We start from the raw sequence: 26,822 nt of genomic DNA, 5'->3' as shown, positions 1-26,822 counted from the left end.
CTGTGCCGTGTTTTAGGCCAGTGTGATAGTCACTTCGATGTTGCCGCGTGTGGCATTGGAGTAGGGGCACACCTGGTGTGCCTTGTCGATCAGGGCCTGCGCCTGAGCGGGGTCCATGCCTGGCACTTTGACAACCATTTGAACTTCAATACCAAAGCCTTGGGGAATGCCGCCAATGCCGACGGTGGCATCGATGGACAAGTCCGCTGGCAATGTGATTTTTTGCGTGCCAGCGACAAATTTCATGGCGCCAATGAAACAAGCGCTGTAGCCCGCTGCAAACAACTGCTCGGGGTTGACGCCGCCGCCGGCGCCGCCCATTTCTTTCGGCACCGTCAGCTTGACGTCCAGCAAGCCATCGGAGGACTTGGTGGCACCGTCGCGGCCGCCGGTGGAGGTGGCGTGGGCTTGGTAAACAACTTTTTCAATCTTGGTAACCATGGTGGCTCTCTTTAGAAATGCCCCTTTGGGGCGGGTTGGGAAAAAGGGAAGTTACGCCGCCAGCTGGCGACGCAAGGCTTGAACTTGGTGGGTCAGGCTCATCAGCTCTGACACCGGGCACCGGGTGGCACTGACCACACAACCCGGCACTTGGGCCGCTTTGGCCTTGAGTTGACGCCCGGCTTCGGTGAGTGAAATCATCACTCGGCGTTCGTCCTGCGTGGACCGGGTGCGTGTCAACAACCCACTGGTCTGCATGCGCTTGAGCAGTGGGGTCAGCGTGCCGGAATCCAGGTAAAGACGCTCGCCCAGCGCAGAGACCGTCACATCGTCTTGCTCCCACAACAGCAACATCACCAGGTACTGCGGGTAAGTCAAGCCCAAGCCGTCCAGCAAGGGTTTGTAGACCTTGGTCATGGCCAGCGAGGTGGAGTACAGCGCAAAACACAGCTGGTTATCCAGCCGCAAAGCGACATCTGGATCAAACGAGTCGGGACGGGTTGTCATGCCATCATTGTATTACACAATTAAATTGTGTAAAATTCAAATTAGATCGCCTGGCGCATGTGCTGACCGGAGAGTTGAAACCGCCTTGGCAACGGACGTCTCCCTTGGGACAAATCTCTAATTCCTGCGACAGGATTGCGCTAAGGTCATTCCTAGGCACCTCACACAAGATCACCACCACCGTGCCTGGAGAAATCATGTTCGACTACATCATCATTGGCGGCGGCTCAGCCGGCTGCGTATTGGCTGCACGATTGACGGAGAACCCCGACATCAACGTGGCTTTGCTGGAAGCCGGCCCTGCTGACAAGAGCGTTTTCATTCACTGCCCGGCCGGTTTGGCCGTGATTGCCAAGACCGGCATGGCAGGCTGGGGCATGAACACCACACCTCAGCCGGGCCTGAATGGGCGAGAGGGCTATATGCCACGAGGCAAGGTTTTGGGCGGTTCCAGCTCCATCAACGCCATGGTCTACATTCGCGGCCAGCGCGAGGACTATGACCAATGGGCCGCTGAAGGCAATCCTGGCTGGTCGTTTGATGAAGTGCTGCCCTACTTCAAACGAGCCGAACACAATGAGCGAGGCGCCGATGCCCTGCATGGAAGCAATGGCCCACTCAATGTCATGGACCTGCGTAGCCCCAATCGCTATGGCCCGGTCTTTGTTGAGGCCGGGGTGCAGGCTGGCCAGGTTCACAACACCGACTTCAATGGTGAAAGCCAGGAGGGGGTGGGCCTGTACCAGGTCACCCACAAAAATGGCGAGCGCTACAGCGCCGCCAAAGCCTACCTGACACCCAACCTGTCTCGCCCCAACCTTCATGTCTTCACGGGGGCCCACACCACCCGGATTCTGATGGAGCGCAAGCGCGCGGTGGGCGTCGAGTTTCAGCACGAAGGACAGGTCAAACAACTCAAGGCCACGCGGGAGGTCTTGCTGTGCGCGGGCGCCTTGCAGTCCCCTCAAATCTTGATGCTGTCGGGCATTGGCCCGCGTGAACATCTGTTGGAAAACAGCATTGCCACCGTTCACGACCTGCCCGGTGTCGGCCAAAACCTGCACGACCACCCCGACGTGGTGCTGGTCACCAACGCCCCCAAAGCGACAGAGTCGTTTGGCCTTTCCTTGAGTGGAGCGATTCAAGGGCTGAAGGGCCTGTTTGAATGGCGCAAGCACCGGCGCGGAATACTCACCAGCAATTTCGCCGAAGCAGGCGGATTCATCAAAAGCCAGTCCAGCGAAGCCACCCCTGACTTGCAGCTGCATTTTGTCGTCGGCAAGCTGGTGAACCACGGTCGCACCACTGTCTTCGGCCACGGCCACTCGCTTCATGTGTGTCTGCTTCGCCCTCGCAGCCGGGGCAGCGTGCGACTGGCCAGCAAAGACCCGCTCGCCCCGCCACTCATTGACCCCAACTTTTTGAGCGACCGGGACGACATGGACCGCATGATTCGCGGGTTCAAACTCATCCGAAACATCCTGTCTCAGCCCGCCCTGGCGGCGTTGGGAGGCCATGAGTTGGCCGCGTCATCCAAAGTTCATACCGACGCAGAAATCGAACGCTTTGTTCGCGACTACGCTGACACGATTTACCACCCGGTTAGCACCTGTCGCATGGGCAAAGGGGCGTTAGATGTGGTGGACGCACAGCTGCGCGTGCATGGCATTGAAGGTTTGCGCGTGGTGGATGCCTCCATCATGCCCAATGTCGTCAGCGGCAATACCAACGCACCCGTGATCATGATTGCCGAGAAGGCGGCCGACATGATCAAGGCGGCTCAAGGCGCCTGAGTGGCTTGACTCAGGGTGACCCGTTGATTTTCCCTCTTGAAACCGCAACAGCTGGCGCACCCAACCCAATCACTCATCGTTGACGCGCGCCATCCCACTCCACAACCGGGGCCAGTCTTGTACCCAGCAACACCGATGGTCATTGGCTGCTTCAACGAGGACCAAAGGCCGCTGGGTCGCTGGAAAACGCGCCGCATACGATTGAGCCACCGAGAGCGGAACCACACGGTCACGCCCGCCCACCCAATGCCATTGCGCCACCCCCTGCAGGGCAGAACTCGCATCTGCCGGGTTGAGCGAACCTGCCAGCGGATCAATGCGCTGCATGGTTGTCCAGGCCCGGTGATCCAGATTCCCCGCCACGGTAACCAAAGACTGCACGTCGTGGCGTCCGACTGCCACCAGCGCCGCCACCGCACCGCCGCCCGAATACCCCACCAGCGTCAAACGCTGCGCGCCATGCTGTTGCTTTAATTCATTGACAGCACGGCGAGTCGCCTCAATCACCTCAGGCGCGAATCGCCAATTCGTCCAATAGCGACTGTCACACCCGGGCAAGCTCGCACCCACATACTGGCAAGGTCTGGCCAGATACACCGCATGACCGGCAGGTTGCGCCAAAGCAAGCCGCAACGCCAAGGGATCAATCGGCGTGGGGTCCAAGGAGGGTTGTGAGCCAGAAATCCACGAAAAACCATCCCCCTCGATGTAGACCGTCAACGCCTCGTCTGGGACAATCCGCTTCGGGCCATACGACACCAGTTGAAAAGGGCCCACATGCAGTCGCTGACTTTGCCAACCCCGGGATTGCGAGAGCTGGTCTGCCAACTGCGCCCGCTCCTGCGGCGACGAAATGGAAGCGCAGGCGCTCAGCAGCAAAAATCCAAGCCCGGCCAAAACGGGGTGCAGGACGCTAGCAGAAGCGGTTTGGCTCATCACCTCCCCTGCCGCCAACCCCATTACTGAAACGCTACCTCAGCAAAGCTGCGCAGCTTGCGGCTGTGAAGCTGATCAACGCCTTGGACCCGTAACAACTCAACGGCGCGTATGCCAATGCGCAGGTGCTGGTCCACCCGCTCTCGGTAAAAGTGATTGGCCATGCCGGGCAGCTTGATCTCGCCGTGCAGGGGTTTGTCACTCACACACAAAAGCGTTCCGTAAGGCACGCGAAAACGAAACCCGTTGGCGGCAATGGTGGCGCTTTCCATGTCCAGCGCCACGGCGCGGCTTTGGCTGAAGCGGCGTTGTGGACCGTTGTCGGGCAAGAGCTCCCAGTTGCGGTTGTCGGTTGAGGCGACCGTGCCAGTTCGCATGATGCTTTTCAGCTCAGACCCTTTGAGCTGGGTCACATCGCACACGGCGGCTTCCAGGGCCTGCTGAACCTCGGCCAGCGCCGGAATGGGCACCCACAAGGGCAGCTCCTCGTCCAGCACATGGTCTTCCCGCACATAGGCGTGGGCCAGCACATAGTCGCCCAACTGCTGGCTGTTGCGCAGGCCGGCGCAATGGCCCAGCATCAGCCAGGCATGGGGGCGCAGCACCGCAATGTGGTCGGTGATGGTTTTTGCATTGGCCGGGCCCACCCCAATATTGACCATGCTGATGCCACAGCGGTCGGCGCGAACCAGGTGGTAGCCCGGCATTTGGGGCAAACGCGGCGGCACTTTGCCCAATTCGTCTCCGGGCAGACTAGTGGTGCCCACTCGGCGAGTCACCACATTGCCGGGCTCAATAAAGGCGATGTACTCGCTGTTGGCGTCGGCCATGGCTTCATGACCCAGGCGCACAAACTCGTCGATGTAGAACTGGTAGTTGGTGAACAGCACAAAGTTCTGGAAGTGCTCGGGCGCCGTGCCGGTGTAGTGACGTAGCCGGTGCAGTGAGTAGTCCACACGCGGCGCCGTGAACAACGACAACGGTTGTGCCTCGCCAGGGCCTGGCTGATGCGTGCCATTGGCAATGCCGTCGTCCATGGCCGCCAGATCGGGCAGGTCAAATACATCGCGCATCAACTGACGACGCTCCAGGCTCAGGCTCCCTTCAATGTGGTCGTTCTCGGCGAACGAAAAATGCACCGGAATCGGTTGCGAGCTGGTACCCACCTCTAACTCCACCCCATGGTTTTGCAACAGCAGGGTGAATTGGTCCAAGTAGTAATCGGCGTACAGGTCGGGCCGGCTCAACGTGGTCTCAAACCGCCCAGGCCCGGCAACAAAGCCAAAACTCAGTTGCGCAGCGTCAGGGGATGGCCCTTTGCGTGCAACGGTGTCGGTTTGCACACGGACAAACGGATAGCAGGCCCGCACGTGGCCGGGCAAGACCTCGCCGGCAACAAAGCGCTGCATGGCTTCGCGCAGGTGGGCAATGCTGCTGTCGTAGATCTCACGGGCCTTCGCCAAGGCGGCGGCCGGATCGGTGAATCGGGCGGGGGCAATAAAAGCAGGTAAATGGGGCATGGCTGGATTGTCTCTGTTGTCAAACCGCAGCGGAGCGGGCCACCGGCTCGCGCATCGTCACGAACTCTTCGGCGGCGGTGGGGTGAATGCCAATGGTGCTATCAAAAATGGTCTTGGTGGCCCCGGCTTTCATGGCCACGGCAAAGCCCTGCACCACCTCGCCCGCGTCTGGCCCGACCATATGCAAGCCCACCACGCGGTCCGTGGCATCTTCCACAATCAATTTCATCAGCGTGCGCTCGGTGCTGCCGCTCAAGGTGTGCTTGAGGGCCTTGAACTCGCTTCGGAACACAGTCACCGCTCCGAACAGCTTGCGCGCCTGCGCCTCGCCATGGCCGACGGTGCCGATGTTGGGATGGGTGAACACGGCGGTTGGGATGAACTCGTAGCTCATGCTGCGCTTCGCCTTGCCTGCTTGCGGGCCAAACAAATGATCCACCAGCATCATGGCCTCGCCCAATGCCACCGGGGTCAGTTGCACGCGTGAGGTCACGTCGCCCAGCGCGAAAACCGACGGGACGTTGGTTTGGTAAAACTCATTGACGACGATCGCGCCGTCAGCGGCCTGAATAACACCCATTTGCTCCAAACCCAGCCCCTTGACGTTAGGGATACGCCCGGTGGCGTACAACACGGCGTCGGTCATGACCGAGCCGCCGCCCTCCAACATGACTTCCAGCCCCTGCGGTGTTTTGTGCACGGCCAGCACACCTGCGTTCAGGCGCAAATCAACGCCCGTCTTCACCATCTCAGCGGCCACAAAATGCCGCACTTCATCGTCAAACCCGCGCAGCACCTGTTCACTGCGGTAAAGCTGAGTCACTTTTGAGCCCAGCCCGTTAAAGATGGACGCAAATTCGCAGGCGATGTAGCCACCGCCGACCACCACCAGTCGCGCCGGAAACGGGTCAAGATCAAACATATCGTTCGATGTGAGCACATGCTCATGCCCTGTCATATGCGGCACAAAAGGCCGTCCACCGGTTGCCACCAGAATGTGTTTGGCACTGAACCGCTGAAGCTGAGGCGTGGCCGCATCGCCCAAGTTCACCTCTACCGTGTGGTGATCGATCAGCCGGGCGTAGCCATTGAGCACTGTCACGCCGGAGCCGCTCAAAAGCTTCAGGTAGACCCCATTGAGTCGGAAAATCTCGGCGTGGCGGTTGGTCTTGAGGGTGGCCCAGTTCAATTTGGGGGCTGCGCCTTCCCAGCCAAAACCATGCGACTCCTCAAAACTTTCGGCAAAGTGGGCGGCGTAGCTGTAGAGTTTTTTGGGAATACAGCCCACGTTCACGCAGGTGCCGCCCAGGCCCTCCGTGCCCCCGGCTTCGGCCATGGCGACGCGCACGCCGCGCTGGGCTGCCATGCGAGCGGCGCGCACGCCACCGCTACCGCCACCAATGACAAACAGGTCAAAATCAAAATCAGCCATATAAACCTTGCAAAAAAGTCAGGGAAACCGCCAGACCAACTTCAGCGGAGCCATTCCCCATGAGGTTAACCGCGGTTGACAGACCTCACACCAAGCCGGGCATTGCTTGTCAAAAACTGCCATACTGCGGGCCGATTTACAGAGAAGAAGAAACAAGTTCATGTTGAAGTTCACCTGTTGTGACGCGGTGCGTCAGTTTTCCAGCCACGAGCCCGCCCAGGTGCTGCGCGGCATCACCCGGGGCTACGAGCGCGAATGTTTGCGCGTAGACGCCAACGGCACATTGGCCAAAACCCTTCACCCACTGGCACTGGGCTCCAAGCTGACCCACCCCTGGATCACCACCGACTACGCCGAGGCGTTGCTTGAGTTCATCACTCCGCCGTCGCAAGATCCCGCATTCCCGCTGGACTTTCTGCGAGACATTCACCGCTTCACGGCACGGCAATTACAGGGTGGAGTCATGTGGGCTGGCTCCATGCCCTGCGTGGTGGGTGACGACAAAGACATCGCCATCGCCAACTACGGCAGTTCCAACCCTGCCAAGATGAAGGCCGCGTACCGAGAAGGTCTGGGCCTGCGCTATGGCCGCCACATGCAGACAATTGCCGGGGCGCACTACAACTGGTCGCTACCCGAGGCCTTTTGGGACGGACTGAAGACTTGCTGCGATGACAAAAGCAGCACGCAAGACTTCATCAGCGAGCGCTATTTCGGCCTGATTCGCAACTTTCTACGCTACGGCTGGCTGATTCCGTATCTGTTTGGCGCCTCACCCGCCATTTGCAAGTCTTTTCTGCAGGGCCGCAGCTCCGACTTGCAGGAGCTGGTGCCCGGCACCTTGTTCCGCCCCTACGCCACCAGCCTGCGAATGAGCGACCTGGGCTACCAGAACCGGGCCCAGGACCAGTTGCATGTGAGCTTTAACTCGCTGGACGAATACACCCAGGCGCTGGAAGCGGCAATTCGCACCCCGGACCCGTTCTACGAAGAACTGGGCGTGCGCGACGGCGATCACTGGAAACAACTCAACGCCAACCTGCTGCAGATTGAAAACGAGTTTTACGCTGGCATTCGCCCCAAGCGTGTGGCCAAGGCCCATGAGCGCCCTGCCCTGGCGCTGAAAAAATATGGCGTGGAATACGTCGAGGTGCGCCTGTTTGATCTGAATCCTTTTGTGGACATCGGCATCGCGCCTGAGCAAAGCACGTTTGCCGACATGCTCTTGCTGATGTGCCTGTTCCGCGAGAGCCCGCCCATTACGGCCCGCGAGCAGGGCGAGAACGAAGAGAACAAGTCCCGCATCGTCAACCATGGCCGTCAGCCAGACCTGAACTTGCTGGTGCACAACCGCGAGCAGCCATTCCGACCCATTGCACACGCCCTGTTTGATGACATGCAGCCGTTTGCCGAGATGCTGGATGCCGCCTACGGTGGCGACACCTACGCCACCACCCTGGCCAGCCTTCGCAACCGCATTGACCACCCGGAAACCACGCCCTCGGCGCAGGTACTCGCAGCGGCCATGGAGCACAAAGGCTATTTCAAATACGCCATGAAACAGTCCCAGCAACACCACGACAGCTTGCTGGCGCAACCCTTGAGTGCCGAGAAGCTGGCGCAGTTTGATGCCAGCGTACAGGAATCTCTGGCCGAACACGCCCGCGTCGAAGCGCAGCCACAGGAAGACTTTGAGGACTACGTAGCCAGTTACTACGCGGGATAAATCGGCAGGAGACAGCGGCGGCTGCCTCCCCTGAAGAAATCCTTAGCGCAGCTTGTCCACCACCGCCAAAACGGGCAGCAGCACGCTGGCGCCCAGGCGCTTGGAGCGCTCGCCGTTCCAGCCGATCTGGGTGTCGGGCAAGTCAGCGTTGTCTTTGAAGGGCATCTCCACCGTGAAGGCCAGGCAGTCAAACGTTTGGCCAATCCAGCTGGTGGCCAGCGTCATATTGGCCTTGCCTAGCTCGGTCTTGCCGTAACCTTGTTCGGTTTGAAAATCAGGGCAGGTGCTGGTCCAGCTGGTTTTGAAAGTTTCTTCTAGCGCCTTTGTGCGCGCTGAGTAGCCCGGCGTGCCTTCGGTGCCGACACAGAAGTTGTAGGGCAGGCCTTCGTCACCATGCACATCCAGATTCAAGTCCACGCCCAGGGCCTGCATTTTCTGGCGAACCAAGAACACCTCGGGGGAGCGGCCCAGGGTGGGCTCGGCCCACTCACGGTTCAGGTTGGCGCCCGCCGCGTTGGTGCGCAGGTTGCCGCGCACCGCGCCGTCCGGGTTCATATTCGGCACGACATAGAACACGCACTTTTCAAGCAGGACACGGGCTACGGCGTCGTCACAATCCAACAGGCGCTCCAGAAAACCTTCGGCAAACCATTCGGCCATGCTCTCGCCGGGGTGCTGACGGGCAATCAACCACACCTTCTTCTTCTGCGCCAGTGGGATGGCGCTGGTGACGTCGGTGATGTGCAGCAAGGTCATGTCGCGCCCGTCGAGGGTGCTGCCAAGCCGCTCCACGGTGACGTGTGCCGACACACTGGCCAGCCCGATCAAATCCAGGTGGCGCTCATAGGAATACGGCTCAAAGTAGGCAAAGTAGACGCTTTGCGAAGCCGGGGTGAAATTCACCGTCATCTCCGTGCCATCAAACTGGGCGTCGACCCGAAACCAGTGTTGACGGTCATAGCTGACCGCCATGCGGTAGCCTTCCCAGCCTTTGGGGTAGGCGCATTGCCCGGCGTTCATGAAACGAAGACGCACCGGCAAGCCTGCGGCGCCATGTAGGCAAAAGTGAAACCACTGGGCAAATTCGCTGGCGTTGTCGGGGCGAATGTTGAGGCGAATGTCGCCGGGGTCCGCCAGGCTGAGCACCTCAATGGCGCCGGAATCGAATTGGGTGGAGATGTGTAGTTCGGTCATGGGGGCTTTCGTTGATGCCCCATTGTAAAAACCCTGACAGGGCTTGTCAGTGAGTATCTATGGCGTATGTGTTTCCCCCGCGGAATGCCCGTCGACTTGACTTCGATCAATGCAAAGCGCCGCTCGCTGAAGACAATGAAACCTAACTTTTTCAGGAGGGCACTATGTCGAACTACCCCAAACCCGTAAGTTTCTCTGCGCTGGATACCTGCCATCAGCAGATGCTGGAGCAACTCAAAGCGCTGTCGGCGCTGGCTACGCGAATTGAGGCTGAGGGCATCGACGCCGAGGCCCAACAACAAGCCGACCAGATTGAAACCTTTTTCTCCGGTACCTCGCGCGCGCACCACGCGCAGGAAGAGAAGATGGTATTCCCGCCGATTTTGGCTGGCGACAACGACGAACTGAAGGCGACGGTCACAACCCTGCAGCAGGATCACGGCTGGATTGAGGAGAACTGGATTGAACTCTCGCCCAAGTTGCGCGCTGTTGCCTCAGGCAACAGCTGGTTTGAACCGGCTGAGCTGGTGAGTCAGGTGGCCATCTTTGTGGCACTGGTTCAGAACCACATCGCGCTGGAGGAGTCCACGGTGTACCCAGCGGCCAAGTCGCTGGGGATCACAAAGAACGACAAGTAGATCAAGCGATAGGGAGTTCTTATTTCAAGCGAAATATCGACCTACCCTCGGTATTACATGCGCAGACAGCTATCTATTCAATAGCACCTGCGATCTAAGATCTACTGTACGATTTTGATCAACTGCCCTGCTTGGGGCTCGCCACCGCCGTAAACACCGTTGATCAGGCGCAACTGCTGCTCCGCCCGCTCCAGCGGTGACCGGCGCGCCAACTCGGCAAAACCACCCCGAGGATAGGGCGCGGTTTTCAGGTTCCACGGCTGCGCGGCAGCCCGGTCCGAGCCGGTCATCGCCCGGAAAGAACCTCGCGTCTCGTCAATCTGGCGCCGTGCCTGGGCTAGGGTGTTGGCGTCTTTGGCGGCATAACTCAGTACGTAGGTTTTGTCGCCCGGGCCGCTCACGACCGTGGCCTCAATCGCTTGAGACTGCCCCTGTGCATTGGCACGCGCGCCGGAGAAATGGGTCGCTTGCAGGCCATTGATCACCATCCGGTCGCTGCGCCCTTGGGTGGGTTTGAGTAAATTGCGAATCACCTCTTCATGATTGCGCCCGGCCTGCGCGGGTGCCGCTCTCAGAATCAGGGCTGCGTCGCCGGCGCCATTGACCACCACCAGCTTGTCAGGTGCGTTTTGAATCTTCCAGCCCTGCGGGGCGGTCAGCGCGATGCCCAATGACGAATGATAGAACTGGCGCCCACGCGTCAACCCCTGCTCGGCGGTCTCACCAAAGTCCATGCCGTTGATGGCAGCCAGGTAGCGCGCGCGCCCTTCGTTGCTGTAACGTCCTTTGTACTGGGCGGCCAACTGGGTGATATTTCGCAGGCGCTCGTCATTGCTGGGGTGCGAGGCCAGCCAGCTGCGGCCCTCGGCCACCGGGCGACCTTCGGCCCGGGCCTGGTCCGCTGCAAAACGCTCCTGATTTTTGAGCACTGTAATCACGTTGACCATATTCTGCGGGTCGTAATTGCTGCGCGCCAGGTATTCAGCACCCAGTTGATCGGATTGCAACTCTTGCTCGCGCCCATAGGATGCGACGTAGCCCGAGGCCACCGATTGCGACACGTTACTGGCCATTTGACCCGCGCCAGACATGCCCTGGCTTTCCAGCACCGCGCCCAGCAGGGTGGCCGCCAACACGCCCAAACCTGCGTCTTGCTGGCGCGTCGCGCGCTGTGCACCATGGCGGGCGGTGACGTGGCCGATCTCATGGCCGATCACGCCGGCCAGATCGGCCTCGTCCTCCATATAAGCCATGATGCCGCGGGTGACATAAACATAGCCTCCGGGCAAAGCAAAGGCATTGATCTCCGGACTGTCCAGCACGGTGAAATGCCACTGCAATTGATTGCGGTGAGACTGCTTGGCCAAACGCTGCCCCAGCTCATTGACATAGGCCTGCAGGCGGGCGTCTTTCACCACGCCGTACTCCTGCAGCACCTGCTGGTGGCCCTTCTGGCCCTCGGCCACTTCGGCCTGTTCGCTCATGACGGAGCGTTCCGCCTCGCCGCTCACCGGGTTCAGCACGGCATTGCCACAGCCGATCAACAATAGGGGAGCCAATATCAGGGGGTACCAGGTGCGTCGCATTCCATCTCCTTCAAACGCGCGGTCCATCCGCGCCAGTGGGTATTTTGACAAACTATGGTCAAAACCCCTCATCGTGCGGCTTTCTGGACCCTGCCACCGATAATCCACCTATGAGTACCATTGAACAAAAGACGGCCACCGCCGCCCCCGACGCCAGCGCCCGCTTCGACAAGCTGCCGCTGAGCCCTGCCATGCTGGAGAACCTGACACAACTGGGTTACCTGGCCATGACCCCGATTCAGGCCGCCAGCCTGCCCACCGCCCTGGCGGGAAAAGACTTGATTGCGCAAGCCAAAACCGGCAGCGGCAAAACCGCCGCCTTCGCCCTAAGCCTGCTCACCAACCTGAACCCGCGCCGCTTCGCGGTCCAAGCACTGGTGCTGTGCCCCACACGTGAGCTGGCAGATCAGGTCACCATTGAGATTCGCCGTTTGGCGCGGGCCGAGGAAAACATCAAGGTCGTCACCCTGTGTGGCGGCGTGGCCCTGCGTGGCCAGCGCGCCTCGCTAGAGCATGGCGCCCACATCGTCGTTGGCACGCCGGGTCGCATCATGGACCACCTTCAGCGCGAGTACCTGAATCTGGACGCGCTCAACACCCTGGTGCTGGACGAAGCGGACCGCATGCTGGACATGGGTTTTGTGGACGACATCACCACCGTCACCAAGCAATGCCCCAAAGAGCGGCAAACCTTGCTGTTTTCGGCCACCTACCCCGAAGGCATTGAAAAGCTGGCCAAGCAATTCATGCGCGACCCGGTGCAAGTCAAGGTTGAGTCCTTGCACACCGAGAGCCTGATCGAGCAGCGTTTTTATGAAGTCACCCGCCACACCAGGCTGGCCACCGTGGCTCAACTCCTGAACCACTTTCGCCCCATCAGCACGCTGGCGTTTTGCAACACCAAACAGCAGTGCAAAGATTTGGTGACCTACCTGCAGGAACAAGGCTTCAACGCCCTGGCCCTGTATGGTGAACTGGAGCAGCGCGAGCGCGACCAGGTGCTGGCCCAGTTTGCCAATCGCAGCTGCTCGGTGTTGGTGGCCACCGATGTGGCCTCACGCGGACTGGACATCAACCAGTTGGAAGCCGTGATCAATGTCGACATCACGCCCGACGCCGAGGTGCATGTGCACCGCATTGGCCGCACTGGCCGCGCGGGCGAGTCTGGTCTGGCCTTGAGCCTGGCTTCCATGAACGAGATGGGTTTTGTTGGCAAGATTGAGCAGTACCAGAACAGCCCGTCGACCTGGCACAAAGTGGAGGACTTGTTGCCCACCGGTGAAGGCCCCCTGCTGCCACCGATGGTGACGCTGCAGATTTTGGGCGGGCGCAAGGAAAAGATTCGCCCCGGCGATGTTTTGGGCGCTTTGACGGCGGACGCTGGCTACACCCGCGAGCAAATTGGCAAGATCAACGTGACCGAATTCACCACCTTTGTGGCGGTGAACCGGGACATTGCGCTACAGGCCATGCAGAAGCTCAACGGCGGCAAGGTCAAGGGCAAAAGCGTAAAAGTACGCCTGCTTTAAAGCCCATTTCAACGCTTCTCTGTAAGGGAAAGTCTTACACGGTTTACAGCCGTTTACTGACTTCAGTTCATGGGACCGGGGGCTACAGTTCAATCAAGCGCCAAAGACTTCGTCAGGCGCTGTGAACCCACCGGAGAATTCCATGAAAAACCTCAACTTTTCCGCCACCCCCTTCAGCCTGATGATGGAACCAGAGCGCGTGTTGCAGACCATGGAGCGTTCGCAGGAGTTGCGCGGCCTGCGCCGCCACAAGCTACGCCCGCTGGACAAACCCCTGATTCCGTTCACCAAAGAGGCCCTGGCCACCCGCGCCGCCAGCGATGAAGCACTGGACTTGGCCGAGCGGCGCAAATACGCCGCCGCCTTTTTGTTGAACTAACTCCCCTCAAGTCACGCGGGCTGCCCGGCAGGCACCCGCGCCCGCCTTCTCTCTCGCGACTGCAGTCGCCGCCCCAGCCAATTCGTCGCGCCTCAGCACGCAGGACAATCAACCTCCCCCTTGAAAATTACGATGCCATGAGCTCGATCATGCCGTGGCGAGCGACTTGCGTGCCGACTTCAGGGCAGGGTTTTCATTTACTTGACATCTAAAGCTTTAAGCCTAAACTAATTGCGAGATCCCACTTGAACTGGAATTGCAATGAAGATTGTCTGTATTGGCGGCGGCCCCTCTGGCTTGTACTTTGCGCTTCTGATGAAGCAAAACAACCCCGCCCACGACATTACCGTGGTCGAGCGCAATAAGCCTTATGACACCTTCGGCTGGGGCGTGGTCTTCTCGGATGCGACGATGGACAACATGCAGGCGCAAGATCCGGTGACAGCAGCCGAGATTCGCCAGGCCTTCAACCACTGGGATGACATTGAACTGATGTTCAAGGGCGACGTGATTCGCTCGGGTGGTCATGGCTTTGTGGGAATTGGTCGCAAAAAGCTGCTCAACATCCTTCAGGTGCGTTGCGAAGCGCTGGGTGTCAAACTGATGTTTGAGACCGATGCCGAGTCTGACGCGCAGTACCCGGACGCTGATTTGATCATTGCCAGCGACGGTATCAACTCTCGCATTCGCAGCCAGCACGCTGAGGTGTTCAAACCCGAGATCACCGTGCGCCCCAACCGATTCATCTGGCTGGGCACCCACAAGCTGTATGACGCCTTCACCTTTCTCTTCGAGAAAACAGAGCACGGCTGGTTTCAGGCCCATGTGTACAAATTTGACGAAAACACCACCACCTTTATTGTCGAATGCACCGAGGAAACCTGGCTGGCACACGGGCTGGATCAAGCCGATCAGGACCAGTCCATCGCCTTTTGCGAACAGGTGTTTGCCGCCAACCTGAAAGGTGCCGCCCTGATGACCAACGCCCGCCACCTGCGCGGCTCGGCGTGGCTGAATTTTCAGAGCGTCAAATGCGCACAATGGTCATTTTTCAACGGCAACAGCCATGTGGTGCTGATGGGCGATGCGGTGCACACCGCACATTTCGCCATTGGCTCAGGCACCAAACTCGCCATTGAAGACGCCATTGAGCTGGCACGGCAATTTACAACGCTCGGCGACACCCCTGACCAAATCCTGGCCGTACTGACGCGATACCAAGCCTTGCGCCATGTCGATGTGTTGCGCCTGCAAAACGCCGCCTGGAACGCCATGGAGTGGTTTGAAGTGTGCGGCATGCGCTACTGCGATCAGTTGGAGCCACCACAATTCATGTACTCGATGCTGACCCGCAGCCAGCGCATCAGCCACGAAAACCTACGGCTGCGAGATAGCGTCTGGTTGGGCAACTTCGAACGCTGGTTTGCAAAGCGCGCCGGTGTTGCTGTTGCCAACGACCAAGCGGCCCCACCGCCCATGTTCACACCCTACACGGTGCGCGGCCTCACGCTCAAAAACCGAGTGGTAGTTTCCCCCATGGCGCAATACTCCGCCGTGGACGGTGTGGCCGGTGACTACCACCTCGTGCACCTGGGTGCCCGCGCGCTGGGTGGCGCCGCCCTGGTGTTCGCCGAGATGACCTGCGTCAGCGCCGAGGCCCGCATCACCCCTGGGTGTCCTGGGCTTTATGCGCCGGAGCACACGGTAGCCTGGAAGCGCATTGTTGACTGGGTCCACTCCCACAGTGACGCCAAATTCGCCATGCAACTTGGTCATGCGGGTGCCAAAGCATCCACCCGGCTGGCTTGGGAAGGCATGGACCAACCGCTGGTGTCCGGCAACTGGCCTGTCGTTTCCGCGTCGCAGCAGCAGTACCTCGCGGGCGTCAGCCAGACCGCCCGTGAAATGAGCCGCGCAGAGATGGTCGAGGTCAAAGCCCAGTTTGTCGCCAGCGCGCAAGCCGCCGCCGAGATTGGCGTGGAATGGCTGGAGTTGCACTGCGCGCACGGCTACCTGTTGTCCAGCTTTATCTCGCCTCTGACCAACCAGCGTACTGACGAGTTTGGCGGTGATTTGAGCAACCGCCTGCGATATCCATTGGAGGTGTTTTCCGCGGTCCGCGCAGTGTGGCCGACCGAGCGGCCTATGTCGGTGCGCATTTCCGCCCATGACTGGGTGGAAGGCGGCATCACCCCGGCAGACGCCGTTGAAGTGGCCCGCGCCTTCAAAGCCGCCGGCGCCGACCTGATCGACTGTTCATCGGGTCAGGTCAGCAAACAAGAAAAGCCAGTGTATGGGCGCATGTTTCAAACTCCATTTGCCGACCGCATTCGCCAGGAAGCGGGTATCCCCACCATTGCGGTGGGCGCCATCAGCGAAGCCGATCATGTGAACAGCATCATTGCATCCGGCCGGGCCGACTTGTGCGCCGTGGCCCGCCCCCACCTGGCCAACCCGGCCTGGACTTTGACAGAGGCCGCCAAAATTGGTTATACCCCCATGCCCTGGCCCAAACCCTATGTCTCGGGCAAAGCGCAGATGGAGGCCAATTTCCAGCGGGAGAAGGCGCAAGCCGCCCTGGCCGCCTCATCACCCGCCCGGTCGGTGGAAGCGTGATGCCCACGCCCCTGACTCACCCATTGGCGGGTCGCCACGCGCTGGTCACCGGGGGTGGCAGCGGCATTGGCGCCGCTGTTGCCCGCCAACTCGTGGCTGCGGGCGCCAAAGTGACCGTGATGGGGCGACGGCAAGACGTGCTTGATGCACTGGTGGCCACCTTGCCTGACCAGTTTCACGCCGTGGTGGCCGATGTGGCGGACGCGACACAGGTGACCGCTGCATTTGCCAGTGCCCGCAACCGGTTTGGACCCGTGCAGATCTTGATCAACAACGCCGGCCAAGCGACCAGTGCGCCAATCCTGAAGACCGACGAAGCCCTGTGGCAGCAGATGCTGGCCGTCAACCTCACCGGCACCTTTCTGTGCAGCCAGGCCGCACTGCCTGACATGTTGCAGGCCGGATGGGGTCGTGTGGTGAATATGGCCAGCACCGCCGGTCTGACCGGCTACGCTTATGTAAGCGCCTACTGCGCCGCCAAGCACGGCGTCATCGGCCTGACGCGGGCGCTGGCGCTAGAGGTGGCGAAGAAGGGCATCACAGTCAACGCAGTGTGCCCCGGCTACACCGACACCGATTTGCTGAGCGACAGCATCGACAACGTCATGCAGAAAACCGGCCGCAGCTCCGTCGCGGCGCGCGCCGGGTTTGCGGCGGGCAACCCCCAAGGCCAGTTGGTGCAGCCCTTGGAGGTCGCCGACACCGTGCTTTGGCTGTGCGGCACGGGCGCCTCTGCCGTCACCGGCCAATCCATTCCCGTTTGCGGCGGAGAGATCATGTCATGACCAGCAAAACCGACCCCAGCCGAACCCTGCTCACCGACGCGGACGAACTGGGCCACGAGGCCCGCTCGGAACTGGGCGACCACGCTGCCTTGAAGCTGTGGCTGCGCCTGCTGGCCAGCACGACCCAAATCGAGGATGAAATCCGGCGCCGCTTGCGCAACCGATTCGACACCTCTTTGCCTCGCTTTGACTACATGGCGCAGCTGTACCGCCAGCCCGACGGCCTGAAGATGAAGGACCTGTCTCGCTACCTGATGGTGACCGGCGGCAATGTGACCGGTGTCACCGATGAATTGGTGCGAGATGGATTTGTTACTCGGGAGAACAGTCCGGCTGACCGGCGTGCCTGGATCGTCCGTTTGACCGAACAAGGTCGAAAAACCTTTGAGACCATGGCCCAGGCGCACGAACAGTGGATTCTTGAACTCTTCTCGGGCCTGGACCCCAGCACCGTCCAGCAGCTCTACAGCCAACTCGGCGCCCTGCGTGTGCACGTGGTGCGCGTGCAAGAACAAACCAACAAGGACAACCGATGAACCACACCCCAATCCCTCCGGACCCCGCTCTGCGGGCGGGAAACCACAAGTTACTGGCAGGCTACCCAGCCCAACATTTTAAATGGCAAGTGGAAGCAGGCGTAGGCACGGTCACGCTGAACCGCCCGGAGCGTAAAAACCCGCTCACTTTTGACTCTTATGCCGAATTGCGCGACTTGTTCAGCCAGCTCAAATACGCCCAGGATGTGACAGTGGTGGTTCTCACTGGGGCGGGCGGCAATTTCTGCTCTGGCGGGGACGTGCATGAAATCATCGGCCCGCTGATCGATTTGCCAGCCCCGGAGCTGCTGATGTTCACTCGCATGACCGGTGATCTGGTGAAAGCCATGCGCGCCTGTCCGCAGCCCATCATTGCGGCAGTGGATGGGGTATGCGCCGGCGCCGGTGCCATTCTCTCCATGGCGTCCGATATGCGCTTGGGCACGGCCCGCAGCAAAACCGCCTTTTTGTTCAACCGAGTTGGATTGGCCGGCTGCGACATGGGTGCCTGCGCCATGCTGCCGCGCATCATTGGCCAGGGGCGCGCCAGTGAGTGGCTGTACACCGGGCGCTCGATTGGGGGCGAAGAGGCCGAGCGTAGTGGCTTTTTCAACCGCCTTTGCAGCCCGGAAGAGTTGGAAATACAAGTCACCGCGCTGGCTCGTGACCTAGCCATTGGCCCCACCTTTGCCAACGGCATCACCAAAACCATGTTGCACCAAGAGTGGGCCATGACGATTGAGCAAGCGATCGAGGCCGAAGCCCAGGCGCAAACCATTTGCATGCTGACCAACGACTACAAACGAGCCTATGAGGCCTTTGTGGCCAAACAAAAACCTGTCTTCCAAGGCAACTGAAGGAGATCACCATGAGCGACTCCCACTACCTCAACTGGCCCTTTTTTGAACCTCGTCACGGCGACCTCGCCCGCCGACTGGATGCTTGGGCTGCGGAACACATCAACCAGACGCACGGCGACGACGTGGACGCCGAATGCAAAGCACTGGTTCGCTCACTCGGCCAAGCCGGCTGGCTGCAACACGCCATCGGCGGGACGGCCTATGGCGGCGCCGGCGACAGCATCGACACCCGCGCCATTTGCCTGATTCGAGAAACATTGGCCCGCCACAACGGCCTGGCCGACTTCGCCTTTGCCATGCAGGGACTGGGGTCAGGCGCCATCAGCCTGGCGGGCACAGACGCGCAAAAGCAGCACTACCTGCCTCGCGTCGCCCGTGGCGAGGCCATTGCCGCGTTTGCATTGAGTGAGCCCGATGCCGGCTCTGACGTGGGCGCCCTGCAGTGCCGGGCCGAGGTTGAGGGCGACGAGGTGGTGCTCAATGGCAGCAAGACCTGGATTTCCAACGGCGGTATTGCCGATTTTTATGTGGTGTTTGCCCGCACTGGCGAGGCGCCAGGCCCGCGCGGCATCAGCGCCTTCATCGTGGACGCCGACACGCCGGGGTTCGAGGTCACCGAGCGGATTCAGGTGATTGCACCGCATCCACTGGCTACCCTGCAGTTCACCAACTGCCGAATTCCCTTGGCCCAGCGTGTGGGCGCGCCCGCCGAGGGTTTCAAAATCGCCATGCGAACGCTGGATGTGTTCCGAACCAGTGTGGCGGCTGCATCGCTTGGCTTTGCCCGTCGCGCGCTGGACGAGGCCCTGCACCGCGCCACCACGCGCAAGATGTTCAATCAAACGTTGGCTGACTTTCAGCTTACCCAGGCCAAGCTGGCCCAGATGGCCACCACCGTGGACAGCACGGCCTTGCTCACCTACCGCGCGGCGTGGCAGCGCGACCAGGGGCGCAATGTGACCCGGGAAGCGGCCATGGCTAAGATGAGCGCCACCGAAGGCGCGCAACAGGTCATTGATGCAGCGGTGCAAATCTGGGGCGGGCTGGGCGTCGTCAGCGGTCAAACGGTCGAGCGGCTTTACCGGGAGATTCGGTCCCTGCGTATTTACGAAGGCGCCACGGAGGTGCAGCAACTCATCATTGCCCGCGAGCTCTTGCGCGATTTCCCCGCGACGCAAGCATCCTGACCCGCCGCACACGCCACCCGCTTTCACCAACGAGGTCCGCTATGCCCAGTGCCCACATTGACACCTTTGCCAACGACCATTTGCCCCCAGCCGGGAAACAACCGGTCTTTGTGTTCAATCTGCCGGAGCTGCAGTTTCCGGCGCAATTGAATTGCGCGACCGAACTGCTGGACCGCCACATTGACGAAGGCCGCGGTGAGCGCCTGTGCATTCAGGCTGCGGGTCTGCGCTGGACCTACGCCGACCTGCGCGAGAAGGCCAATCGCATTGCCAACGTGTTGGTTCACGACATGGGTCTTGTCAGCGGCAACCGGGTTTTATTGCACGCCCCCAACACCCCCATGATGGCGGCGTGCTGGTTTGCCGTCATCAAGGCGGGCGGCATCGCGGTGGCCACCATGCCTTTGCTGCGCGCCAAGGAACTCACTGCCATTGTTAACAAGGCAGAAATCACCCATGCGCTGTGTGACGCCCACTTGGCAGACGAGGTTCAGAAAACCGCGCTGCAGTGCCCCGTGTTGCGTCAAATTCGTCACTTCAATTACGACGGCCCTGACGGTCTGGAGGCTGCCATGGCGCGCCAATCCGGTGCGTTTGAGAACGTGGCCACTGCGGCGGACGATACCTGCCTGATTGCCTTCACCTCCGGCACCACCGGCATTCCCAAAGCCACGCTGCACTTTCACCGCGACGTGATGGCCATATGCCACTGTTGGCCCCGCCACGTGCTGCGCCCTTCAGCGGACGATGTTTTCATCGGTAGCCCGCCGCTGGCCTTCACCTTTGGCCTAGGGGGCTTGTTGCTGTTTCCCATGTCAGTGGGTGCCTCCACGGTACTGCTTGAAAAAGCGGGCCCGACACAGCTGCTGGACGGCATTCAGACCTTTGGCGCCACCGTTCTGTTCACGGCGCCTACCTCGTATCGCACGTTGGCGGCGCGGGGACTCGACATTCGAAAAACAGCGCTTCGCCGCTGCATCTCTGCCGGCGAGGCCTTGCCCGTTTCCACCCGAACGTTGTGGCGCGAGGCCACGGGCATTGAGTTGATTGATGGCATCGGCGCCACCGAGATGCTGCACATCTTTATCTCGGCCGACGAGGCCAACGCTCGCCCAGGTGCCACCGGCACAGTGGTGCCGGGCTATGAGGCGCGGGTGGTGGACGAGCAAGGCCAACCCGTGCCGCCCGGCACGATCGGCAAACTGGCGGTTCGCGGACCCACGGGTTGCCGCTATCTGGCCGACGAGCGCCAAGCCAACTACGTGCAGGATGGCTGGAACCTCACGGGTGATGCCTACCTGATGGACGCCGATGGCTACTTTTTCTACCAGGCCCGCACCGATGACATGATTATTTCTGCGGGCTATAACATCGCCTCGCCTGAGGTAGAAGAAGCCCTCATGCTGCACCCGGCCGTGGCCGAATGCGCCGTAGTGGGTGAACCTGACGCAGAGCGCGGTTACATTGTCAAAGCCTTTGTCGCACTGCGCGCAGGGCATGAGCCGAACGAGTCCATGATCAAAACGCTGCAAGACTTTGTGAAAAGCACGATTGCCCCTTACAAATACCCGCGCGCCATTGCCTTTGTCAGCGCATTGCCCCGCACCCAGACCGGCAAGCTGCAGCGTTTCAAGCTGCGCGAGTTCGGTCAATAAGTTGTCCCCGTCCCCTGGTTTCATGAAAGGAAACACCATGTTTTTTGCCCTTCGTCATCCCATTCTTCGTACCGCACTGGCGGCCAGCACGGCGCTGGCCAGCATGGCGGCCACGGCCCAAATGAACGAGCCCGTCAAGATCGGCTTGCTCAGTACCTTGTCCGGCCCTGGCGCTGGCTTGGGCGTGGACATTCGAGACGGCTTCGAGTTGGCCGTGAAGCTGAACAACGGAAAACTGGGCGGGCGCCCGGCGGAAGTCATCGTGGCCGACGACCAGGGCAGCCCTGACGTCGGACGTCAAACCGCAGACCGGCTGATCAAGCGTGACAAGGCTGATTTTCTGACCGGTATCGTGTTCTCCAACGTGATGCTGGCAGTGGCACCGCCCACCTTTCAATCCAAAACTTTTTACATCAGCGCCAATGCCGGCCCCTCGCAACTGGCCGGTGAACAGTGCAGCCCGTACTTCTTCAGCGCCGCGTGGCAAAACGACAACCTGCACGAAGCCGTTGGCCAAACCGTGATGGACAAAGGCTTCAAAAAAGTGGCCCTGATTGCCCCCAACTACCCGGCTGGCAAAGATGCACTGACCGGCTTCAAGCGCTACTACAAAGGTGAAGTCGCCAGCGAGACCTACACGCAGCTGAACCAACTGGACTACGGCGCCGAGTTGTCGCAACTGCGTGCCACCAAGCCCGACGCGGTCTACATCTTCTTGCCCGGCGGCATGGGCATCAACTTCATCAAGCAGTTTGTGGGCGCCGGCCTGTCCAAAGACATCACCCTGTTCGGCCCCGGCTTCTCTGCCGATGAAGACGTCATCAAGGCCGTGGGTGAGCCCATGCTGGGCATGTTCAACTCGTCGCAATGGGGACACGACCTGCAAAACGCCGCCAACCGCAAGTTTGTGAGTGAGTTTGAAAAGGCCTACGGTCGCAAGCCAACCCTGTACGCGGCGCAAGGCTATGACGCAGCGCGTTTGATTGACGCGGCGGTTCGCGACACCAAAGGCAAGCTGGACGACAAGGCTGCTGTTCGCAAGGCACTGGAGGCCGCCAAGTTTGATTCGGTACGCGGCGCATTCAAGTTCAACAAGAACCATTTCCCGATTCAGGACTACTTCCTGCGTGTGATCGTCAAGGATGCACAGGGCAACGTCACCAACCGCACCTTGAGCACCGTGTTCAAGAACCATTCAGACGCCTATGTGGGCGCCTGCAATATGCCCGCCCTGTGATCGCCTGACCCGGACCTCGTATGAACGGAATTCTCATCCTGGAGCAGATGCTCAACGGCTTGCAGTTTGGCTTGATGCTTTTTCTGCTGGCCGCCGGGCTGACGCTGGTGTTTGGGATCATGGACATGATCAACCTGGCACACGGTTCGCTGTACATGGTGGGGGCCTATCTGATCGCCTCCATCGCGCAAGCCACGGGGTCGTTCTGGATGGGATTGGGGTTCGGGATTATTGGTTCGGCTGTCTTTGGCATGCTGCTGGAAATCAGCGTGCTGCGGCGCCTTTACCAACGGGACCACCTGTCTCAGGTGCTGGGCACCTTCGCCATTTTGTTGATGGCCAATGAGGGCGTTCGCCTGATCTGGGGCTCACAGCCGTTGCTATTGAATGCGCCCGCCGAGTTGGCCGGTCCGGTCGAGATCGTGGCCGGGTTTTACTACCCGGCCTACCGGCTGTTCATCATTGGCGTTGGCTTGTTGGTGGCCGGTTTGCTTTATGTGCTGATTGCCCACACCCGCATTGGCATGCAGGTGCGAGCCGGCGCCTCCAACCGGGAAATGGCCTTGGCCATGGGCGCCAACGTGCCCCGGCTGTTCACCGCCATCTTTGGACTGGGCGCGGCTTTGTGCGCTGTGGCGGGCGGCATGCTCGGCCCTCTGCTCTCCGTGCAGGTGGGCATGGGTGAGAGTATTTTGATACTGGCGTTTGTCGTCATTGTGATTGGCGGCATTGGCTCGGTGCGCGGGGCTTTGCTGGGGGCGCTGATTGTGGGCATGGTGGATACGGCCGGCCGAACGTTGGTGCCGTTGTTGTTCAGCGCCCTGATGGGGCCAGTGGCTGCGGCCAACGCGGCCAATACCGTGGCCTCCATCCTGATTTACGTGCTGATGGCAGCCGTTTTGTTCTTCAAACCTCGCGGACTGTTTCCCACCCATGGCTAATTCACAGGACACCACAGCAGCCCCCGCCCAGGGGCTGCTGGACCACCCCTTGCGCCTTCGCTGGTCGCTGCCCGCTTTGGCGATTCTGTGCGCGCTGCCCGCGCTGGCCGCCTGGATGGGTGACGAGTTTTATGTCGGCCTGGCCAGCCGCATTCTGATTTTTGCCCTGGCAGCCACCAGCCTGAACCTGATTCTGGGCTTTGGTGGCATGGTGAGTTTTGGGCACGCCGCCTTTGTCGGCATCGGCGCCTACAGCGTGGCCGTCCTCATGCAGGCAGGCGTGATGTCTGCCTGGGTGGCCTGGCCTTCTGCCATGCTCATCAGCGCCCTGGTGGCCTTGATCGTGGGCGCCATCAGCCTGCGCACGCAGGGCGTGTACTTCATCATGATCACGCTGGCGTTTGCCCAAATGCTGTATTACCTAGTGGTCTCGCTTCGCGCCTATGGCGGCGATGACGGCATGTCGCTGTACCAGCGCTCCAGTTTGACTGGATTGGACCTGGGGGACGACCGCACGTTTTACTACCTGTCGCTGGCGCTGCTGGTCGCCACCGTCGTGGGGGTCAGCCGTCTGCTGAACGCGCGTTTTGGTCACGTGCTGCAAGCCATTCGTGAAAACGAGCTGCGCATGACCGCCATTGGTTTTCCGGTGTACCGCTACAAGCTCACCGCCTTCACCCTGGCCGGCGCACTGGCCGGCCTTGCCGGCGCCTTGCTGGCCAACCACGCCAACTTTGTCAGCCCGGCCCTGATGCAGTGGAGCCAGTCCGGCGTGCTGATGATCATGGTCATTCTGGGCGGCGTGGGCCACCTGTATGGCGGCGTCATTGGCGCCATCGTGTTTCTGGTGCTGGAAGAGTTCATGAGCCACTACACCATTCATTGGCAGCTGGGCCTGGGCTTTATTCTGCTGACCGTGGTTTTGATGGCGCCCAACGGGATAACCAGCCTGTTTCGCCGAAAGGCCCGCGCATGAGCCACCCCTTGTTAAAAATTGACGGTTTGGTGAAGCGCTTTGGCGGACTGGCCGCCACCGACCATGCAAACCTCTCCGTTCAACGCGGCGAAATCCACGCTCTGATTGGCCCCAACGGCGCCGGAAAAACCACACTGATTCACCAGATCTCCGGCGCACTGGCGCCTGACGAAGGGCACATCTGGTTTGATGGCGACGACGTGACCCACCTGCCCATGCACCGGCGCGCGCTGGGCGGCTTGGTGCGGTCTTACCAAATCACCAGTATTTTTCAGCGCCTCTCGGTGCTGGACAACGTGGCGCTGGCTGTGCAAGCGATCAGCGACGGCAGTTTTTCGTTCTGGAAACCGGCGCGCTCTGAGAAAGCCCGGTACGCCCAAGCGGCGACGGTGGTGGAGCGGGTGGGTTTGGGCGAGCAGATCCACACATTGGCAGGCGCCTTGTCACATGGGGAGCAGCGCCAGCTGGAAGTGGGTATTGCCTTGGCGACCCAGCCCCAGTTGTTGTTGCTGGACGAACCCATGGCCGGCATGGGCCCTGACGAGTCTGAGCGCATGGTGACCTTGCTGCAAAGCCTGCGAGGCGAAGCCACTATTTTGCTGGTGGAGCACGACATGGACGCCGTGTTTCGGCTGGCCGACACCATCTCGGTATTGGTGTCCGGTCATGTCATTGCCAGTGGCACCCCGGAACACATCAAGGAAAGCACGGCCGTGAAACAAGCGTATCTGGGTGATGACGCCATCGCCATGCCGACCGGGCAGGAGACCGCATGAGCGCTTTGCTTGAAATTGACCAACTGCAGACCGCTTATGGCGCCAGCCAAGTGCTGTTTGACATTCACCTGCGCATTGAGGCCGGGGGCGTGCGCGCCCTGCTGGGTCGCAACGGCATGGGAAAAACCACCACCGTGCGCTCGGTGCTGGGCCTCACCCGGTCGTGCGGTGGCACGGTGCGGTTTCGGGGCGAGCGCATTGAGCATTTGAGCCCGGACCGCATTGCCCGCATGGGCCTGGCCGTGGTGCCTGAGGGGCGCCAGATTTTCCCAACGCTCTCTGTGTCCGAGAATTTGCGCGCTTTTGCCAGCAACCGCAATGTCTCCGAATCCCCCTGGACACTGGACCGGGTGTATGCCCTGTTCCCCCGCCTCAGCGAGCGCTCCCGCAATATGGGCAACCAACTCTCGGGCGGCGAGCAGCAAATGCTGGCCATTGGCCGTGCCCTGATGACCAACCCGCATCTGTTGATTCTGGACGAAGCAACCGAAGGTCTGGCCCCACTGATTAGGGAAGACATCTGGCGCTGCCTGGCCACCTTGCGTCAGCAAGGCCAAAGCATTCTGGTCATCGACAAATACGTGCAACGGCTGGTCACATTGGCTGATCAACACACCATCATCGAGCGCGGCCGTGTGGTCTGGGAAGGCAGCTCAGAGCAACTGGGCGCGGACCCCAGCCTGTGGCACCGCTATATCGGCGTTTGACCCCATGACAAGCGCTTCAAGCAACGACACCACTCCGGGCAACACCGGCGCAAAGTTTCGCCAGCATGTCACCGTGCATTTTTCGCACTGCGACCCGGCTGGCATGGTCTTTTTTCCGCAGTACTTCGTGATGCTCAACAACCTAGTGGAGAACTGGTTCACCCAGGGACTGGGCATCCACTACGCCACCTTGATCGCTGAGCGCCGTATTGGCCTGCCCACGGTCTCGCTGCAAGCCGATTTTGTGGCCCCCAGCCGCATGGGCGAAACCCTTGAGTTCGCCCTGGAAGTCACCCGCCTAGGCCAAAAGTCACTCACGCTGGCGGTAGTCGGTCGCGGTGGCCACCAAGTCCGCCTTCGGCTGCAACAGGTGCTGGTCACCACCTCGCTGGACGGCGACCACGCCATCGACCTACCCGCCGACGTGCGCGCCGCCATCTCCCACTGGCAATCCACATCAGGAGTTTCTTCATGAAAACACTTCAGCCCCCCGCCTGGCCTCGCCCACGCGGTTATTCCAACGGCGTCATGGCACGCGGCCAGATGGTGTTTGTGGCCGGCATGATCGGCTGGGACGCCAACAACGAGTTCCAGACTGACGACTTCGCTGGCCAAGCCCGCCAAGCCTTGCAGAACGTGGTCGCTGTGCTCTCCGAGGCTGGCGCCAAACCTGAGCACATTACCCGCATGACCTGGTACGTCACCGACAAACATGAATACATGAACGCCGGGCGCGAAGTGGGCCAAGCCTTTCGCGACATCATTGGCAGCTTCAACGCCGCCATGAGCGCCGTGCAGGTCGTCGCCCTGATGGAAGACCGTGCCAAAGTCGAAATTGAAGTTACCGCCATCATTCCGGACTGAA

25 protein-coding genes are annotated in these 26,822 nt (G+C 60.5%); 18 read left to right on the top strand and 7 right to left on the bottom strand.

Going from position 1 to position 26,822, the window contains the following annotated elements:
• Positions 1–12: 12 nt before the first annotated feature.
• The gene (locus tag J8G15_RS18280; protein ID WP_210544001.1) at positions 13–441 is read right to left on the bottom strand and encodes an organic hydroperoxide resistance protein; all 429 of its coding nucleotides are present in this window, start codon (positions 439–441) and stop codon (positions 13–15) included.
• A gap of 51 nt (positions 442–492) precedes the next feature.
• Positions 493–948: a MarR family winged helix-turn-helix transcriptional regulator gene (locus tag J8G15_RS18275; RefSeq protein ID WP_210543999.1), complete on the bottom strand. Its 456-nt coding sequence runs from the start codon at positions 946–948 to the stop codon at positions 493–495.
• Between the two features lie 197 nt (positions 949–1,145).
• Between J8G15_RS18275 and J8G15_RS18270 the strand changes: the two genes are divergently transcribed.
• Complete coding sequence (locus J8G15_RS18270; protein WP_210543998.1) at positions 1,146–2,741, top strand: GMC family oxidoreductase; 1,596 nt, start codon at positions 1,146–1,148, stop codon at positions 2,739–2,741.
• A gap of 69 nt (positions 2,742–2,810) precedes the next feature.
• Here the strand turns inward: J8G15_RS18270 and J8G15_RS18265 are convergent, their stop codons facing one another.
• The 3 genes from J8G15_RS18265 to gorA are packed head-to-tail and all read right to left on the bottom strand — an operon-like array spanning position 2,811 to position 6,629.
• Positions 2,811–3,677 (bottom strand): alpha/beta fold hydrolase, encoded by an 867-nt coding sequence (locus tag J8G15_RS18265; protein WP_210543996.1) that lies wholly within the window; start codon positions 3,675–3,677, stop codon positions 2,811–2,813.
• A 23-nt stretch (positions 3,678–3,700) separates the two neighbouring features.
• Positions 3,701–5,197, bottom strand: coding sequence for an AMP nucleosidase (locus tag J8G15_RS18260; protein WP_210543994.1), 1,497 nt, complete (start codon positions 5,195–5,197; stop codon positions 3,701–3,703).
• A gap of 19 nt (positions 5,198–5,216) precedes the next feature.
• Entirely contained in the window at positions 5,217–6,629 is a 1,413-nt protein-coding gene (gorA, locus tag J8G15_RS18255; protein ID WP_210543992.1) for a glutathione-disulfide reductase, read from the bottom strand.
• Positions 6,630–6,789: 160 nt separating this feature from the next.
• Here gorA and gshA point away from each other — a divergent pair, with 160 nt between their 5' ends.
• A complete protein-coding gene (gene gshA / locus J8G15_RS18250) occupies positions 6,790–8,355 on the top strand; it encodes a glutamate--cysteine ligase (protein ID WP_210543989.1) in 1,566 nt (521 codons plus the stop codon).
• A gap of 42 nt (positions 8,356–8,397) precedes the next feature.
• Here the strand turns inward: gshA and J8G15_RS18245 are convergent, their stop codons facing one another.
• Positions 8,398–9,549, bottom strand: a complete 1,152-nt coding sequence (locus tag J8G15_RS18245; RefSeq protein ID WP_210543987.1) for a M14-type cytosolic carboxypeptidase — start codon at positions 9,547–9,549, stop codon at positions 8,398–8,400.
• Between the two features lie 164 nt (positions 9,550–9,713).
• Between J8G15_RS18245 and J8G15_RS18240 the strand changes: the two genes are divergently transcribed.
• Complete coding sequence (locus J8G15_RS18240) at positions 9,714–10,187, top strand: hemerythrin domain-containing protein (RefSeq protein ID WP_210543985.1); 474 nt, start codon at positions 9,714–9,716, stop codon at positions 10,185–10,187.
• A gap of 101 nt (positions 10,188–10,288) precedes the next feature.
• Here J8G15_RS18240 and J8G15_RS18235 read toward each other — a convergent pair whose 3' ends face one another.
• The gene (locus J8G15_RS18235) at positions 10,289–11,773 is read right to left on the bottom strand and encodes a M48 family metalloprotease (protein WP_210543982.1); all 1,485 of its coding nucleotides are present in this window, start codon (positions 11,771–11,773) and stop codon (positions 10,289–10,291) included.
• Positions 11,774–11,883: 110 nt separating this feature from the next.
• Here J8G15_RS18235 and dbpA point away from each other — a divergent pair, with 110 nt between their 5' ends.
• The 15 genes from dbpA (at position 11,884) to J8G15_RS18160 (ending at position 26,821) form a co-directional block, all read left to right on the top strand.
• On the top strand, positions 11,884–13,302 hold the full coding sequence (gene dbpA / locus J8G15_RS18230; RefSeq protein ID WP_210543980.1) for an ATP-dependent RNA helicase DbpA: 1,419 nt from the start codon (positions 11,884–11,886) through the stop codon (positions 13,300–13,302).
• Positions 13,303–13,444: 142 nt separating this feature from the next.
• Entirely contained in the window at positions 13,445–13,681 is a 237-nt protein-coding gene (locus tag J8G15_RS18225; protein ID WP_210543978.1) for a hypothetical protein, read from the top strand.
• 261 nt (positions 13,682–13,942) lie between these two features.
• On the top strand, positions 13,943–16,297 hold the full coding sequence (locus J8G15_RS18220) for a bifunctional salicylyl-CoA 5-hydroxylase/oxidoreductase (protein ID WP_210543976.1): 2,355 nt from the start codon (positions 13,943–13,945) through the stop codon (positions 16,295–16,297).
• Positions 16,297–17,082 carry an SDR family NAD(P)-dependent oxidoreductase gene (locus J8G15_RS18215; protein WP_210543974.1) on the top strand — a complete coding sequence of 262 codons (786 nt, stop codon included), beginning with the start codon at positions 16,297–16,299 and terminating at the stop codon, positions 17,080–17,082. Before J8G15_RS18220 ends, J8G15_RS18215 begins: the two co-directional genes overlap by 1 nt.
• Complete coding sequence (locus J8G15_RS18210; RefSeq protein ID WP_210543972.1) at positions 17,079–17,618, top strand: MarR family winged helix-turn-helix transcriptional regulator; 540 nt, start codon at positions 17,079–17,081, stop codon at positions 17,616–17,618. The genes J8G15_RS18215 and J8G15_RS18210 overlap by 4 nt, the downstream gene beginning before the upstream one ends.
• Positions 17,615–18,475, top strand: a complete 861-nt coding sequence (locus tag J8G15_RS18205; protein ID WP_210543970.1) for an enoyl-CoA hydratase family protein — start codon at positions 17,615–17,617, stop codon at positions 18,473–18,475. The genes J8G15_RS18210 and J8G15_RS18205 overlap by 4 nt, the downstream gene beginning before the upstream one ends.
• 11 nt (positions 18,476–18,486) lie before the next feature.
• Entirely contained in the window at positions 18,487–19,665 is a 1,179-nt protein-coding gene (locus tag J8G15_RS18200) for an acyl-CoA dehydrogenase family protein (protein ID WP_210543968.1), read from the top strand.
• Between the two features lie 41 nt (positions 19,666–19,706).
• Positions 19,707–21,320 carry an AMP-binding protein gene (locus tag J8G15_RS18195; protein WP_210543966.1) on the top strand — a complete coding sequence of 538 codons (1,614 nt, stop codon included), beginning with the start codon at positions 19,707–19,709 and terminating at the stop codon, positions 21,318–21,320.
• A gap of 37 nt (positions 21,321–21,357) precedes the next feature.
• The gene (locus J8G15_RS18190) at positions 21,358–22,557 is read left to right on the top strand and encodes an ABC transporter substrate-binding protein (protein ID WP_240538362.1); all 1,200 of its coding nucleotides are present in this window, start codon (positions 21,358–21,360) and stop codon (positions 22,555–22,557) included.
• A 20-nt stretch (positions 22,558–22,577) separates the two neighbouring features.
• Positions 22,578–23,498 carry a branched-chain amino acid ABC transporter permease gene (locus J8G15_RS18185; RefSeq protein ID WP_210543961.1) on the top strand — a complete coding sequence of 307 codons (921 nt, stop codon included), beginning with the start codon at positions 22,578–22,580 and terminating at the stop codon, positions 23,496–23,498.
• A complete protein-coding gene (locus J8G15_RS18180) occupies positions 23,491–24,474 on the top strand; it encodes a branched-chain amino acid ABC transporter permease (RefSeq protein WP_210543960.1) in 984 nt (327 codons plus the stop codon). The genes J8G15_RS18185 and J8G15_RS18180 overlap by 8 nt, the downstream gene beginning before the upstream one ends.
• The gene (locus J8G15_RS18175; protein ID WP_210543958.1) at positions 24,471–25,250 is read left to right on the top strand and encodes an ABC transporter ATP-binding protein; all 780 of its coding nucleotides are present in this window, start codon (positions 24,471–24,473) and stop codon (positions 25,248–25,250) included. The genes J8G15_RS18180 and J8G15_RS18175 overlap by 4 nt, the downstream gene beginning before the upstream one ends.
• Positions 25,247–25,957 (top strand): ABC transporter ATP-binding protein, encoded by a 711-nt coding sequence (locus J8G15_RS18170; protein WP_210543956.1) that lies wholly within the window; start codon positions 25,247–25,249, stop codon positions 25,955–25,957. Before J8G15_RS18175 ends, J8G15_RS18170 begins: the two co-directional genes overlap by 4 nt.
• Positions 25,958–25,961: 4 nt before the next feature.
• On the top strand, positions 25,962–26,432 hold the full coding sequence (locus J8G15_RS18165) for a thioesterase family protein (RefSeq protein WP_210543954.1): 471 nt from the start codon (positions 25,962–25,964) through the stop codon (positions 26,430–26,432).
• Positions 26,429–26,821 carry a RidA family protein gene (locus J8G15_RS18160; protein WP_210543952.1) on the top strand — a complete coding sequence of 131 codons (393 nt, stop codon included), beginning with the start codon at positions 26,429–26,431 and terminating at the stop codon, positions 26,819–26,821. The genes J8G15_RS18165 and J8G15_RS18160 overlap by 4 nt, the downstream gene beginning before the upstream one ends.
• Position 26,822: the final 1 nt, after the last annotated feature.

Source organism: Rhodoferax sp. PAMC 29310 (assembly GCF_017948265.1).
Taxonomy (GTDB): domain Bacteria; phylum Pseudomonadota; class Gammaproteobacteria; order Burkholderiales; family Burkholderiaceae_C; genus Rhodoferax.
This window is presented reverse-complemented; position numbering and strand designations above follow the sequence as displayed.

What these genes read in the sequence shown, in the direction of transcription:
- J8G15_RS18280 (WP_210544001.1), bottom strand. Translation starts at nt 441, where the DNA reads ATGGTTACCAAGATTGAAAAAGTTGTTTACCAAGCCCACGCCACCTCC.
- J8G15_RS18275 (WP_210543999.1), bottom strand. Translation starts at nt 948, where the DNA reads ATGACAACCCGTCCCGACTCGTTTGATCCAGATGTCGCTTTGCGGCTG.
- J8G15_RS18270 (WP_210543998.1), top strand. Translation starts at nt 1,146, where the DNA reads ATGTTCGACTACATCATCATTGGCGGCGGCTCAGCCGGCTGCGTATTG.
- J8G15_RS18265 (WP_210543996.1), bottom strand. Translation starts at nt 3,677, where the DNA reads ATGAGCCAAACCGCTTCTGCTAGCGTCCTGCACCCCGTTTTGGCCGGG.
- J8G15_RS18260 (WP_210543994.1), bottom strand. Translation starts at nt 5,197, where the DNA reads ATGCCCCATTTACCTGCTTTTATTGCCCCCGCCCGATTCACCGATCCG.
- gorA (WP_210543992.1), bottom strand. Translation starts at nt 6,629, where the DNA reads ATGGCTGATTTTGATTTTGACCTGTTTGTCATTGGTGGCGGTAGCGGT.
- gshA (WP_210543989.1), top strand. Translation starts at nt 6,790, where the DNA reads ATGTTGAAGTTCACCTGTTGTGACGCGGTGCGTCAGTTTTCCAGCCAC.
- J8G15_RS18245 (WP_210543987.1), bottom strand. Translation starts at nt 9,549, where the DNA reads ATGACCGAACTACACATCTCCACCCAATTCGATTCCGGCGCCATTGAG.
- J8G15_RS18240 (WP_210543985.1), top strand. Translation starts at nt 9,714, where the DNA reads ATGTCGAACTACCCCAAACCCGTAAGTTTCTCTGCGCTGGATACCTGC.
- J8G15_RS18235 (WP_210543982.1), bottom strand. Translation starts at nt 11,773, where the DNA reads ATGCGACGCACCTGGTACCCCCTGATATTGGCTCCCCTATTGTTGATC.
- dbpA (WP_210543980.1), top strand. Translation starts at nt 11,884, where the DNA reads ATGAGTACCATTGAACAAAAGACGGCCACCGCCGCCCCCGACGCCAGC.
- J8G15_RS18225 (WP_210543978.1), top strand. Translation starts at nt 13,445, where the DNA reads ATGAAAAACCTCAACTTTTCCGCCACCCCCTTCAGCCTGATGATGGAA.
- J8G15_RS18220 (WP_210543976.1), top strand. Translation starts at nt 13,943, where the DNA reads ATGAAGATTGTCTGTATTGGCGGCGGCCCCTCTGGCTTGTACTTTGCG.
- J8G15_RS18215 (WP_210543974.1), top strand. Translation starts at nt 16,297, where the DNA reads ATGCCCACGCCCCTGACTCACCCATTGGCGGGTCGCCACGCGCTGGTC.
- J8G15_RS18210 (WP_210543972.1), top strand. Translation starts at nt 17,079, where the DNA reads ATGACCAGCAAAACCGACCCCAGCCGAACCCTGCTCACCGACGCGGAC.
- J8G15_RS18205 (WP_210543970.1), top strand. Translation starts at nt 17,615, where the DNA reads ATGAACCACACCCCAATCCCTCCGGACCCCGCTCTGCGGGCGGGAAAC.
- J8G15_RS18200 (WP_210543968.1), top strand. Translation starts at nt 18,487, where the DNA reads ATGAGCGACTCCCACTACCTCAACTGGCCCTTTTTTGAACCTCGTCAC.
- J8G15_RS18195 (WP_210543966.1), top strand. Translation starts at nt 19,707, where the DNA reads ATGCCCAGTGCCCACATTGACACCTTTGCCAACGACCATTTGCCCCCA.
- J8G15_RS18190 (WP_240538362.1), top strand. Translation starts at nt 21,358, where the DNA reads ATGTTTTTTGCCCTTCGTCATCCCATTCTTCGTACCGCACTGGCGGCC.
- J8G15_RS18185 (WP_210543961.1), top strand. Translation starts at nt 22,578, where the DNA reads ATGAACGGAATTCTCATCCTGGAGCAGATGCTCAACGGCTTGCAGTTT.
- J8G15_RS18180 (WP_210543960.1), top strand. Translation starts at nt 23,491, where the DNA reads ATGGCTAATTCACAGGACACCACAGCAGCCCCCGCCCAGGGGCTGCTG.
- J8G15_RS18175 (WP_210543958.1), top strand. Translation starts at nt 24,471, where the DNA reads ATGAGCCACCCCTTGTTAAAAATTGACGGTTTGGTGAAGCGCTTTGGC.
- J8G15_RS18170 (WP_210543956.1), top strand. Translation starts at nt 25,247, where the DNA reads ATGAGCGCTTTGCTTGAAATTGACCAACTGCAGACCGCTTATGGCGCC.
- J8G15_RS18165 (WP_210543954.1), top strand. Translation starts at nt 25,962, where the DNA reads ATGACAAGCGCTTCAAGCAACGACACCACTCCGGGCAACACCGGCGCA.
- J8G15_RS18160 (WP_210543952.1), top strand. Translation starts at nt 26,429, where the DNA reads ATGAAAACACTTCAGCCCCCCGCCTGGCCTCGCCCACGCGGTTATTCC.